Origin of the sequence: Thermotoga sp., from assembly GCF_021162145.1 — a bacterium.
In the GTDB taxonomy this organism is placed as follows: Bacteria; Thermotogota; Thermotogae; order Thermotogales; family Thermotogaceae; genus Thermotoga.
Genome location: NZ_JAGGZH010000134.1, coordinates 1 through 12695 on the forward strand (window position 1 = coordinate 1; position 12695 = coordinate 12695).

General features: G+C 43.8%; 9 protein-coding genes and 2 pseudogenes. 5 read left to right on the plus strand and 6 right to left on the minus strand.

What is annotated here, in order from left to right; all coding sequences use genetic code 11:
* Positions 1 to 1006 (minus strand): beta-ketoacyl-[acyl-carrier-protein] synthase II (locus J7K79_RS08065; protein ID WP_296907328.1); only part of this gene is annotated, 1006 nt, incomplete at its 3' end.
* 140 nt (positions 1007 to 1146) lie between these two features.
* Between J7K79_RS08065 and J7K79_RS08070 the strand changes: the two are divergent.
* The 5 genes and pseudogenes from J7K79_RS08070 to J7K79_RS08090 all read left to right on the plus strand — a co-directional run bounded on the left by J7K79_RS08070 (position 1147) and on the right by J7K79_RS08090 (position 8368).
* A pseudogene (locus tag J7K79_RS08070) lies at positions 1147 to 2723 on the plus strand (CTP synthase).
* On the plus strand, positions 2720 to 3421 hold the full coding sequence (locus J7K79_RS08075; RefSeq protein ID WP_296907330.1) for a PHP domain-containing protein: 702 nt from the start codon (positions 2720 to 2722) through the stop codon (positions 3419 to 3421). Before J7K79_RS08070 ends, J7K79_RS08075 begins: the two are co-directional and overlap by 4 nt.
* A gap of 4 nt (positions 3422 to 3425) precedes the next feature.
* Positions 3426 to 4349 carry a glycosyltransferase family 4 protein gene (locus tag J7K79_RS08080; RefSeq protein ID WP_296907332.1) on the plus strand — a complete coding sequence of 308 codons (924 nt, stop codon included), beginning with the start codon at positions 3426 to 3428 and terminating at the stop codon, positions 4347 to 4349.
* Positions 4350 to 4365: 16 nt separating this feature from the next.
* Positions 4366 to 7563 carry an O-antigen ligase family protein gene (locus J7K79_RS08085; RefSeq protein ID WP_296907335.1) on the plus strand — a complete coding sequence of 1066 codons (3198 nt, stop codon included), beginning with the start codon at positions 4366 to 4368 and terminating at the stop codon, positions 7561 to 7563.
* A gap of 157 nt (positions 7564 to 7720) precedes the next feature.
* Positions 7721 to 8368: a peroxiredoxin gene (locus J7K79_RS08090; protein WP_296907338.1), complete on the plus strand. Its 648-nt coding sequence runs from the start codon at positions 7721 to 7723 to the stop codon at positions 8366 to 8368.
* 226 nt (positions 8369 to 8594) lie between these two features.
* Here J7K79_RS08090 and J7K79_RS08095 read toward each other — a convergent pair whose 3' ends face one another.
* The 5 genes and pseudogenes from J7K79_RS08095 to J7K79_RS08115 form a co-directional block, all read right to left on the minus strand.
* Positions 8595 to 9593, minus strand: coding sequence for a LacI family DNA-binding transcriptional regulator (locus J7K79_RS08095; protein WP_296907342.1), 999 nt, complete (start codon positions 9591 to 9593; stop codon positions 8595 to 8597).
* Positions 9594 to 9792: 199 nt separating this feature from the next.
* Positions 9793 to 10056, minus strand: a pseudogene (locus J7K79_RS08100) (PfkB family carbohydrate kinase); the annotation flags it as partial.
* Between the two features lie 111 nt (positions 10057 to 10167).
* Entirely contained in the window at positions 10168 to 11478 is a 1311-nt protein-coding gene (locus J7K79_RS08105; RefSeq protein WP_296907345.1) for an ADP-ribosylglycohydrolase family protein, read from the minus strand.
* 24 nt (positions 11479 to 11502) lie between these two features.
* Complete coding sequence (locus J7K79_RS08110; RefSeq protein ID WP_296907348.1) at positions 11503 to 12318, minus strand: carbohydrate ABC transporter permease; 816 nt, start codon at positions 12316 to 12318, stop codon at positions 11503 to 11505.
* Positions 12315 to 12695 (minus strand): carbohydrate ABC transporter permease (locus J7K79_RS08115; RefSeq protein ID WP_296907351.1); only part of this gene is annotated, 381 nt, incomplete at its 5' end. The genes J7K79_RS08115 and J7K79_RS08110, both read right to left, overlap by 4 nt.

The window sequence follows — 12695 nt, forward strand, 5'->3', positions numbered from 1 at the left end:
TCAGAGCCTTCGAAGAGTTTATGGCTACGTTCTTTGCATGTTCCCCCAGTACTTCCTTTATCGCCTTGAGTTCTGCCTCATCGCCGGCGGGTGTGCTCGTGGCATGGCAACTCACGTAATCAATGTCTCTCTCAGAAAGGCCAGACTCTTTCAATGCCAGTTTCATTGCTTTTGCCGCTCCCCTGCCTTCTGGATCCGGAGCGCTGAAATGGTACGCGTCGTCCGTCATACCGACACCTTTTATCTCCGCCACAATTTTTGCTCCTCTCGACTTTGCAACTTCTTCGGCCTCGAGTATGAGGACCGCACCGCCTTCTCCCATGACGAAACCGTCTCTATCTTTGTCGAACGGGCGGGAAGCACGTTTGGGATCGTTGTTTCTTCTTGAAAGCGCTCTCATGTTTGCAAATCCGGTAATTGGAAGGGGTGCTACTGTTGCTTCTGTTCCTCCGACAATGGCCACATCCGCGTATCCATGTCTTATCAGGAGGGTGCCAAGTGCCACTGCATGCAGAGAAGAAGCACAAGCACTCACAGAGGAGAAGTTCGGACCCTTCAGACCATACTCCATCGCGACAATACCAGACGCCATGTCGATGAGAATCATTGGAATCAAAAACGGACTCACCCTGCTTGGACCCTTGGAGAGGAATTTGTTGTTCTCACTGTCCAGCGTCAAAAATCCTCCCATCCCGGATCCTATGATCGTCGCTGCTTTGTCAGCGAACCGTTCGAAATCTATTCCCGCTTCTTCCACTGCCTCCTTTGTGCTGACGAGTGCAAAGTGAACAAATCGATCCGTTCTTTTCACCAGTTTTGGATTTATGTACTCTTCTGGTTTGAAATCTTTGACCTCTGCTGCGATCTGGACAGGCAAATTAGAGGCATCAAAAGAAGATATTCGATCTATCATTACTTTAGTTTCTCTAAGACCTATCAGATTCCTTTCTTTCCCAACACCAAAGGGGCTTACGACACCCATTCCCGTTATGACTACTCGCCTCAAAATACCACCTCCCGACAAAAAATCTGGCATGATTATATCATAATCCCGTGAGACGTTTCAATCTCTGACCTCGATCATGAGAAAGAAACAAGAAATTTACCTGCCAGGTGATAACATATTTTGAAGAAGGAGGGAATGGGATGAAGAAATACGTGATCGTGACCGGTGGAGTGCTCAGTGGTATAGGAAAGGGCATATTCTCTGCTTCTCTGGCAAGACTCATGAAAGAATGCGGGGTCGATGTGAATGTGCTGAAAATCGATCCGTACCTGAACGTGGACGCGGGGACTATGAACCCAAACCAGCATGGAGAAGTTTTCGTCACGGAAGATGGTTACGAGGCAGATTTGGACCTTGGCCACTACGAGCGTTTTCTAGGAAGGGACATGACTCGCCACAATAATATGACGGCGGGTCAGGTCTACCTTCGAGTCATAGAAAAGGAAAGGCAGGGAAAGTACCTTGGAAACACCGTGCAGATCGTTCCGCACCTCACGGAGGAGATAAAAGACAGAATAAGGTCTCTCGATGCAGAGCTTCTCGTTGTTGAGATTGGAGGCACCGTTGGTGATATTGAAGGTGAAGTCTTTCTGGAAGCGGTCAGGGAGCTCCAAATGGAAGAAGGAAGGGAAAACTTCCTTTTCGCTCACGTCACGTACGTTCCCTACCTTCGAACGACGAACGAGTTCAAAACCAAACCAACACAGCAGTCGGTTCAGCTTCTCAGGAGGATCGGCATCACACCTGATATGATCATCGTGAGGAGTGAGTTCCCACTCGATGTTCCGAGTATGAACAAAGTGGCACTCTTCTCAGGTGTTCCCAGAGACTTCGTGATAAACCTCCCTGACACGAAGAACGTCTACGAAGTCCCGGAGATATTGAGAGACATGGGATTGCACGAGAAGATCTCCTACAAGTTGAAGATCAACCTGAGGAACACGGGATTCAACTGGTTCTATCCTAAGGCATTCAAACCCTACAGGATAGCGCTGGTGGGGAAATATCTCGGAACGGATGATGCGTACAAGAGTATCATAGAATCTGTGTTCCTGACGGGTGTGGAGAAACCAACCGTGCTGGACAGTCAGATGCTGGAGGAGATGAGTGAAGAAGAAGTGGCAAAGGTGTTAGGAGAGTACGATGCCCTCATCATTCCAGGAGGTTTTGGAAGGAGGGGGATCGAAGGGAAGATAAAGGCCATAAAGTACGCCAGGGAAAACAAAAAGCCCATCCTCGGCATATGCCTCGGTATGCAGCTCATGATCATTGAATTCGCAAGGAACGTGCTCGGGTACAGGGAAGCGAATTCCACCGAGTTCGATCCGAAAACACCATGCCCTGTGGTAGATCTCTCATGGAAGAACAGAAGAAGATATTGAAACTCGGTGGTACGATGAGGCTCGGGGTCCAGAAAGTGAGAGTATTCCCGAACACGAAACTCTATGAAATATACGGTGGAGCAGAGGAGGTCTACGAGAGACACAGACACAGGTACGAAGCGAACGAGGAAGCCTTCCCAGAGCTCTTCAAAAAACCCGGTGAAGAAGGATACAAGCTCGTTGTCTCTGCGAAGTCCGAATTTATCGAGGCTGTGGAAATAGAGGATCATCCCTTTTTCATCGGTGTCCAATATCATCCAGAGTACAAGAGCAAGGTGGGAGCGCCTCATCCGATTTTCGTCTACCTGAAAAAAGTCTTGGAGGGATTGCAATGATAGATATGCACCTTCATTCCGTGTTTTCGTACGATGGAAAGGCGGAAGTAGAAGACATCATCGCTCAAACACAAAGGCTTGGAATAGATCACTTTTGTATCACAGACCACTACGAGTACGAAGATGGTAAGCTCGTTCATGAATTCGACGTGGAAGAATATTTTCTCACCATGGACAAGTATGATCTTCCAAGGGGGGCTGAAATAAGCTGGGATGGGATGGGAGAAGTGAGTTTTCCCGAGGGATTTGATTACCTCCTCCTCGGCGTTCACAAGTACGATGAAAACCTCCCACCAGATGAGCTGGCGAAGAACTATCTCGAAAGAACGCTTTACGTCATGGAAAGAGTGAAATTTCACACCCTCGCTCATCTCGATTATCCCGCAAGGTACACAAATGCCGATTTCGAGGCGAACAAAGATCTGATAGAGAGGGTCTTGAAGTTCCTTGTGGCCAACGAGAAGGTCCTCGAGGTGAACACGGCAGGACTCTTCAAGCATGGGAAACCCAATCCTGACTACTGGATACTGGAGATGTACTGGGATCTCGGTGGGAGGCTCGTAACCATTGGCTCGGATGCCCACGAAGTGCAGCACATAGGTCGGGGGATAGCCGAGGTCATGTCCAGGCTGAAGAGATTCGATTTTGAGTATGTTGTTGTCGAAAGGAAAAGGCTTGTTACCACAAAACTGAGGTGAAGAGATGCCTTTCTTTCTGGGTTTTCTTCTAGGTGTGCTGGGGGTTTGGTTCTTCGGAAGACTCGCCAAAAAGCTCAACATTGTGGATAAACCCGATGGGTTATTGAAGCCCCACGGTAGGGAGATTCCCTATCTTGGAGGGCTTGGTATATTTGCTGGTGTCCTACCGTTTTTATGGAGCGATACAGCTGTTCTTTTAACTTCATCTCTGGCACTCACTCTCGGGCTGTTGGATGATCTGTTCTCACTGTCTCCCTTCTTCAGATTGATGATGGAGTTCGGGATCTCTTTGATTCTGGTCTGGAAGTTCGTAGGATTCTACAGCATCTGGTACTCGATCCTCTGGGTTCTTTTCGTTGTGATCCTCGTGAATGCCGTGAACATGATGGATGGAATGGACGGTCTTTGTGGAAGTCTGGTAGCCATCTCTTCACTCTTTTTCTTCTTTCTGGTCAAGGGATCTTTCTTTCAGGATCTCTCGCTGGCGCTCTTGGGAACTTCGCTGGGTTATCTTGTCTTCAACTTTCCTCCAGCAAGGATCTTCATGGGCGACGCCGGAAGTTATCTTTTCGCCGTTTTACTTTCTACAATGGCCGTTTCTCAGAGCCGTGTTGTTTCGTTCAGTTCGCTTGTTCCGTTAGTATTTCCCCTCTGGACCTTTCTGCTCGATTTTTCAGCGAGTGTGATACGACGGTTTAAGAATAAAAAGTCGATTTTTTCTGGAGACAGGGACCATATGTACGACAAACTCTCACGAAGATTGGGAGTTAGAAGGTCGTTGTTCATCATGTGCCTGATACATTCTCTGTTCTGTGGGTTCAGTTTTGGCGCAATGGGCAACACGTTCACAGGTGTTTTGTCTCTTGCCGTGGCTGGCATCTTTTCTTACCTTCTCATAAAAAGCTTGAAGTTGTTCGATTACGACTGATTGGGAGGGAAAGTACATGGAAATAGCGTTCTACATAATGTACGTCGTTGTGACACTTTTCTCGTCCAGGAAGCTGACCTACGAGTTCAGTGTTCCAAAGTACGCCATCATTACAACATTCTTGACTTTTATGTCCCTCATGGTACTGATGAAGACTCTGAAAAGAGAAAAGTTGACAATCAAGTTCAACCTGGCACATGCAGCTTTCTTTTCTTTCGCGATCTCCGCTCTCATTTCAACTGTGAACGTGTACAGGTACAATCCTGTGTATTTCAGGTACTCCTTTGATATAGCAATTTACGTCCTTCTTACGTTTTTCACCTCGATTTTCATCTCCAACTTCTTCGACAGCAAAGATAGGATAAAAAGATTCCTGACGGTCAGTGTGGCTCTAGCAGGTTTTGTTGCCTTCGATGCCCTTTTGAATTTCTACGGCGGTATCGATATATTTCTGGGAAGAATAGGCAATCCCTTCTCGAGAGCGAGTGTGAAAGCAACCATAGGAAATGTGAATTTCGTTTCAAATTACCTCTCTTTGAACCTGCCACTTGCCCTCTATCTCATAGCATCTACAAAATTCAAGAAGAAAGAAGCTTCTGTCGTGAAGGTGATAGCCTCCGTCTCGGCCCTTCTCACGATCTCCGGGATACTGGTTGGTCAGACACGATCTTTGTACGTTGCGAACATCATATCTCTAGGCATTTTTCTCACCTTTTACCAGGTGTTCAGAAGAAAGAAAGCAACGGAAAAGGTGGACAAAGAGGTTTCCGAAATGAGCAGAACTCTCACCATCTTTGTGATGATTGCCGCATCTATTCTGATCGTGCTTTACAACATCCCCACACCGCTGAACGGATATGGAAGAGTATCTCCTGCGGAGAGAATACAGGCGGTGGCACAGGTGAGTTCTTGGCATGAGCGACTTCTCTCATGGCTTTCGTCGGTGTACCAGTGGAAGGAGCACAGGATACTGGGTACGGGAATCGGAACGTACCAGCTTTTCACGATAAACTACATGGGAGACGTGATGGAAGATCATCCAACATTGATATATGGCTGGAACAACTTCAAGAGAACCCACAACGACTACCTCCAGGTTCTGGGGGAGATGGGAATCGTCGGTTTTGCTTCCATTATCTTTCTCGCTCTGTCTCTTGGTGCTCTGTTCTTCAAGATACTGAAGAAAGTTACCACAAGGGACGATCTTCTGCTCTTTCTTGCTCTTTCCAGTTCTTTTCTCACCTTCATGATGCACAGTGCCTTCAGCTTTCCGGCACATCTTCTTCCGAACGGGTTTCTTGCGATGGCGGTTTCTTCTGCAGCGGTTGGCGTTTATTTCTACAGGGGAATGGAAAAAGAGATCAGAAGACCCCTTGTTGTGCTGCTTGGATCGATAGTTCTTCTGGTGGGGGGCGCTTCCACTTATCTGAAGTGGAACTATTTCATATCGGAAGTGTACTTCAAGCAGGGGAACGCCGCCTACCTGTCTATAAGAAAGGTTGAGGAGGATATTTCCAAGTTGAACTCCTACGAACGGCAGTTAAAAGATGCCCTCGAAGAATTGAACTCACTAACAGGAAGGTACAGCTATCTGAAACCCAACGAGTTCAAGCGATTTGTGATGAAGCAAAATCTTCCTGTGAAACCATCCGACCTGGAGCTGGAAAAGTTGAGGCTCGAAACCATTCAGAAGGAAAAGCAAAAGCTACAGGATACTCTGCAGAAGGTGTTGTCGTACAGAAAGCAGCTCTTGGATCAGAGAGTGAAGCTGTACAGGAAGGCAAAAGAGTACTTCCTCAAATCCGTTGAGACGAACAAGGCGTACGGGAGGTCCTATTTTTATCTTGCAGTCCTCGCGGCGAGCGAGTTCAGGGTGAACGAGCTGAAAAATCTGTTGAAGACGAAAGAGGACTACGAAAAATTTTTCGGTCAGGACCTCGATGAGTACCAAAGGGTGATACTTCCGGACGCCAAGAAGACCGATTTGGAATTTCTGAAAAATCAATCTCTTTCCACGCTCAACACTTTTGGAACGGACAACCTGCTCACCGCTCAGGCTCTTCTGGACTCGGTTTCACTCTATCTTTCCTCCTTGAAGTCCTTCAACGAGAGAAACACCTACAAAGGACTTGCCACAAGGTACGTGGGGCTCCATCAGATTATGAAGGTTCTGCTCAACAATTCTCAGAACGATCTGATGAAGAAGGCGTTCGCTGAGAGGACGTCTGAGTATTTCGATAAGTTTGTGAAATACGTCAAGATCACCATCCACAATCTCCCCGGTGCGTGGAACAGATTCCCTGACTGGAAGCATTACGATCTCAGAAAGGCGGTTGCAGGGCAGGATATTTACAGGTACTTCGCTACTAAAGCGGCTGAGGCACAGCCTCTGACCGTCCAGAAGAACAGGGAGTTTCTGTTTTACCTTGCCGAGAAGGAGATCTGGGCTGTTGAGAACATGAACAGGGTTGGTGTCTGGGGAGTACCGGATGGTGTATTCGATTTTCTCCACGCGATGCCGTTCGAGTATATTACCTTGAAGAACCAGCAGGAAGCTCTCTTTGCCTTTGAGGAAGTCTTGAAACTCTACGAGGAAAGTTACAGAAGAACAAAGGAATCACTCTCAAGGTACGAGAAAGAGGCTGAAAAAAGAGTTGAGAACACGCTGAACAGTCTGAAGGAATACCTCGCTAATGACTTCGGGGAAGAATATTCAAGTCGTTTCGAAGAACTCTTCAAAGGTCTTTTTGAAGACTTCAAATATCTGAACTGGCTCTCCATCAACGTCCAGGAGATGAACAAACTCATAACCGAGAAGAATTACACGTACAAACTGAATCCATGGAGAGATCTCCTTCTCAAACGATTGAACGATTTTGAAGACTACATGAAACAGAGAAATCTGGAATCTTCCAAGATCAACGAGGTACTTTCAAAGATCTACAACGATCTCATCGATCTCAAAGAAGTTCTCGTTTTCGAAAGGTACGTGAGGTTTCTGGCACACTACAGACTTCTCTTGAACGACGCGGAGCACTTTTTAAAGAGTCTTGAAAATGCGTACAACACGGCCATCGATGAACAATGGAAGATAATACTGGAAGACTGGAGCGTGAATCTTTTAAGCGACGAGAAGTTTGAAACGAAAGATCAAGTTCTTCAGCGACTGAAAAAATTCGAAGAATTTCTTGAGAATCTGGAAAACACTATCTGAAGTTCTGGAGGCCTCCCCACTTTTTATTTCGCCCTCTCTGCTGATATTCGCTCCCTTTTGATACATTTTTGTAATTGATTAGAAACACCAAAAGTTTACCATAATACTCGGATGACAACTTGAAATGATTTTAAAAATTTATCAGGAGGTGTTGGAAATGGAAGGCAGGATTCCCTTACTCGGTGAAGAATTTCCAAGAGTGGAAGTGAAGACGACTCATGGAAAAAAGGTACTTCCTGATGATTACAAAGGAAAGTGGTTCATCCTCTTTAGCCATCCAGGTGATTTTACTCCGGTGTGTACCACAGAATTCTTTGCGTTCCAGAAAAGGTACGATGAATTCAGAAAACTGAACACGGAACTCGTAGGTTTAAGCATCGATCAGGTGTTCTCACACATCAAATGGATTGAGTGGATAAAGGAAAAACTGGGGATTGAGATCGAATTTCCCGTCATAGCAGACGATCTTGGAGAGTTATCCAAGAGGCTGGGTTTGATACATCCAAAGAAGGGAACCGGCACCGTGAGGGCGGTCTTTATTGTTGATCCCAGCGGAATAATCAGGGCGATCATTTACTATCCACCAGAGGTAGGGAGGAACATCGACGAAATTTTGAGAGCAGTAAAGGCCCTCCAGGTTTCCGATGAGAGGAAAGTGGCGATTCCAGCCAACTGGCCAGAGAACGAAATAGTGAAAGACGCCGTGATAATTCCTCCTCCAGGAAGTATAGAAGAAGCCAGAGAAAGGCTTGAATCTAAAGAACACGAGTGTTTGGACTGGTGGTTCTGTTATAAGAAGTTGTAAACTCATAAATTCAAAGGGCTCCGAATGGAGCCCTTTTTTAATTTTTTTCCGGACCTCTGGTAGGGCAAAAAAGTGGGAAGTTTGGAAAAATATGATACTCTTTCAAAGCTCGACTTTCTTAATCTCCTGGGGAATGGGAAAACTGGATCCGTAACCGTTAACATATCCGTATGGCCTGTTTCTGCTATGATCTTGGAAATTTACGGGTTTAATACACCCGTTTTTTTCATCTTCTCCCTCCTTTTGGTTTTGCTGTTTCTCTAATTACCAGTTTTGTTTCAAGAACAACATTAGTTTCAATGTTTGGCTTGCTATTTATCAATCGGTAAAGTATTTTCGCCGCTTCGTATCCCATCTCGTAGAAGGGTTGCCTTACTGTTGTGAGTGAAGGTTTATAATGTTTGCTAAAAGGAAGGTCATCGAAACCAGTAACACTAACGTCATCTGGTACCTTATAACCTCTTTCTTCTAAAGCATCTATTGCTCCATAGGCCATTAAGTCGTTCCCACAAACTATTGCATCAGGTATTTTTTTCAAACCTTTTGCGAGGGCAAATCCGCTTTCGTATGTGAATTGCCCAAAAACTACTTCGTATTCTTCTATCTTGTGTTCTTTCAAAGCATCAAGAAAACCTCTTAATCGTTCCTTGGCGCTATAAGTGTTTTTCTCTCCATTTAAAAAGACAAAGGATTTATGTCCTGTGTCCACTAAATAATCAATTAAGTTTTTCATACCCTTATAGTTGTTACTAACAACATAAGGTGCCTTACACTTTTCATAAACCCTGTCCACAAAAACTATTTTCATTTTGTCAAGAGAAGTACTGATAATTTTATTGCGATTTCCTGCTCCTATGAACAACAACCCATCGGTTTTTCTTTCCATGAGCGTTTGAAGTAATCTTTCTTCCTCTTTAACGCTATGATTTGAATTACACACAATTAAAAACATCTTCTTCCTTTTCAGGTATTCTTCAGCTCCTTTAACTATCAGGGAGAAGAACGGGTTAGTTATGTCCGGTATAATAAATCCAATTGTATTGGTAAAACCCTTTCTCAAGCTCTGAGCTATAGGATTCGGATTGTATCCCAATTTCTTGATGGTTGATAGAACTCTTTCCTTCAGTTCCTTGCTCACAGGGGCACTGTTATTTATCACTCTGGAAACAGTAGAGGGTGAAACACCAGCCTCACGAGCAATGTCTCTTATTGTTATTTTTCTCATGCTTTCACCTTCAAAAAATCTTCAACTTCTTTCCTTATAGGAATGGAAGTTTGAGCTCCGTGTCTTGTAACAGAAATAACCGCAGCTGCACCGGCAAACCTTTCTTAAAGTGGTTTCGAATGGTATCTCATTTTGCAAGAGCACAATTTGATATCCTTTGAGTTCATCCCAGTCTATGTATTCAGGTATGAGATCACTGTTAGCACCGGAAAAATATCACTATCCCGTTCTGATCTTCTTTTGTGGCTTCTATAAAGGCCATGCCCATTAAGTTTTCAGAGGAAAAGTAACCAGGTATTCCCAGTTGTTTGAAATTTTTTGAGAGCATTTCTCCATATTCATCTTTTCCCAGGCAAGTTCTGAAGTGGCAACCTGACTCCTTCAGTTTTGAAACTGTCACAGCTTGATTGGCACCTTTTCCACCAGGGGAAATATACAACTCATGAGCTTTTTGGGTTTCTCCAGGTTTGGTAAAATGTTTTACTCTGAAAAACTACGTTTGAGCTACCGACAACTGCTGCCAATTTGACTTCCTCCCTTTTAATCTGCTGTTTTTATCTTCTTTCCTGGATCCTTATTGTGAAAACCTTAGGCATAGTTTTGCAACCCTTTCTGCCAAATTGGATATTGATATTGTTTGAAAACCTGGCACAAGCGATTCTAAAGTATTGTTCAGAGGATCAATCCATTTCCGGGGCAGTTTGCTGGCACCAAGCATCACGCCCATGATAGAACCAACAGTTGCACCATTGCAATCTGTATCTAAACCACTTTCAACAGCTATGCAGATACTTCTTCCAAAATCTTTTTCGCCATATAAAAGTCCTAAGACAACAAAGCAAGCGTTGTTGATGGTATGGACAGTATGGTAACTCCCATACTTTTCCATAACCTTTTCCCACGCTTTTTCCCAATCCGATGTCTCTTCGTGAAGCTTAAGGACAAAGGTAATTGCCTCGTGAAGTCTGGAGTTTTTCGGAATATATTTAAGACTCTCCAGAACGATTTTTTTGGGTTCATCATATAGATAGGCATTTGCTAGCATAGCTGCCACGAACATCTCACCGTATATTCCATTTTTCACATGAGATAATCTTGCATCATTGTAAGCCATCTTCACTGCTCTCTTCGGATCTCCGGGGGATATCCAACCAAAAATATCAGCTCTTATCTGGGCTCCTATCCATTCTCTATATGGATTCATATGTGTCGCTGTTTCTGGAGGTTTGAAACCCATGACTAAGTTTCTATAAGCAGCACGTTCAGCAGTGTAAACCAGCCCAAAAGGTAGATTTTCAAGCCAGACGTGTCCAACGTTTTCAGGTGTGAAACTTGAACCGTATTTTTCTAATACTTTCAAGTTAATAATTGGATAGTCAAGATCATCATCCCTAATTGCTTTTTTCAAATTATCTCTCAAAGTTTCTTTGAAATATATCTTGAATTCTTCTGATTCGTCTTCAATAGCTGGGAAGTAATACTCTAAATGATCCTCTCCCGCTTTTTCCAAGTATTCAAGAATTTTTTCCCTTCTCCATCCCTCAACAGGTTTTCCCAGCATACAACCTGCGGCTCTTCCCAGCAAACCACCATAGATTCTATCGAGCAATTCTTTTTCTGAGAGTTTTGGTGCCTCATAACTCTCAAAGGAACTTTCAGAAACAATTTCTTCCCATTCAGAAGGCTCGTTATAGTTGAATTCTTCTCTTTTAGGAAGATCTTTCAGTATTTCATAGAAAAAGTATCTTGCATCGTTGATATCAAAGTGTCTGTTCATTATTAAATACCAGTTGAAAGAATCTGATACTTCAGAAACGTCATATCCCTCCTCCTCGAGTTGTTTTATCTCATCTTTCACCAGAGTTCTGGGATCTTCAAACAGCATCTTATATCACCTCCAAAATAAATTTTAATACTTGAAAGCCCCACCAATGAGACCCTGTATGAAATATCTCTGGAATATCAAGAATATGGCAATCATCGGTAACGAAACAATAACAATAGCGGCAAAGATTTGTCCCCAAGGGGCAGTATATTGGCCGCTCAGAGTATATATTTTTACTATAGCTGTTTGTTGGTCTGGATTAGCAGAAAGAAAGGTCAATGGTATTGTAAAAGCGTTCCATCCTCCAGCAAAATTCAGCAATCCTACTGTTAAGAAACCTGATCTTGCAACAGGCAGGATTATTTTCCAAAATATCTGCCATTTATTTGCTCCATCTATTAAAGCTGCTTCTTCTATTTCCTTAGGAATTGCCACAAGAAAAGATCTGAGCAGTAATATAGAAAAAGGAAGAGATAACCCTACGGTTACAATAACTACCCCTATAAGATTGGTAAGCCCCAACCGCTGAAACCACACAAACAGGGGTATAAGCATTATAAACAAGGGAAGAGTGTTACAAAACATCAAAAAGGTGATCACATATGAACTGCCCCGTACCCTTCGAGCAAGAGCATATGCTGCCAATCCTCCTATAAGCATTGTAAGAACTGCTGACAAACTGGCTAACATAAAGCTGTTCAGTAGACCTCGTCCAAGATCAGCGTATTTCCATGCATTTACATAGTTGGAAAAGGAAAAATCCTTTGGAATACGAAATGGGCTGGAAAAAATTTCTCCCCTTGTTTTGAAAGAATTTAAAAAGAGTAAATACAATGGAAGCACTGCAAAAAACGCAAGTGCAATAAGGACTATCCAGCTAATAACATTCCTTCTTCTCATACTCTTCCACCTCGCCTACTAACAAGCCAGAGGTAAATCGCTATTGGAACAGAAGCAAACATAATCATTGTTGTGGCAATTGCGCTTCCTTTTCCGAATTTCAAATAAAAGAAGGCAGTTTTGTAAGTGAGAGTAGCCAAAACCTCTGAAGCTCTTCCAGGACCTCCTTGAGTTGTGATGAAAATGTAATCGAATACCAGGAAAGACCAGACTACTGTCATTATTTCCATAAAGATGAAAGTTGGAAGAATCATAGGGAATGTAACATATTTAAATACCTGCCATCTATTGGCTCCCTCAAGATGAGCAATTTCGTAGTACGTTTTATCGATTTGATCCATAGCAGCACTGAATACATTCGCTAAAAATCCCCACCA

Excerpts from the sequence above, each read along its gene's own strand:
- J7K79_RS08080 (WP_296907332.1), top strand. The coding sequence starts at position 3,426 with ATGCCTTTCTTTCTGGGTTTTCTTCTAGGTGTGCTGGGGGTTTGGTTC.
- J7K79_RS08090 (WP_296907338.1), top strand. The coding sequence starts at position 7,721 with ATGGAAGGCAGGATTCCCTTACTCGGTGAAGAATTTCCAAGAGTGGAA.
- J7K79_RS08105 (WP_296907345.1), bottom strand. The coding sequence starts at position 11,478 with ATGCTGTTTGAAGATCCCAGAACTCTGGTGAAAGATGAGATAAAACAA.
- J7K79_RS08085 (WP_296907335.1), top strand. The coding sequence starts at position 4,366 with ATGGAAATAGCGTTCTACATAATGTACGTCGTTGTGACACTTTTCTCG.
- J7K79_RS08110 (WP_296907348.1), bottom strand. The coding sequence starts at position 12,318 with ATGAGAAGAAGGAATGTTATTAGCTGGATAGTCCTTATTGCACTTGCG.
- J7K79_RS08075 (WP_296907330.1), top strand. The coding sequence starts at position 2,720 with ATGATAGATATGCACCTTCATTCCGTGTTTTCGTACGATGGAAAGGCG.
- J7K79_RS08095 (WP_296907342.1), bottom strand. The coding sequence starts at position 9,593 with ATGAGAAAAATAACAATAAGAGACATTGCTCGTGAGGCTGGTGTTTCA.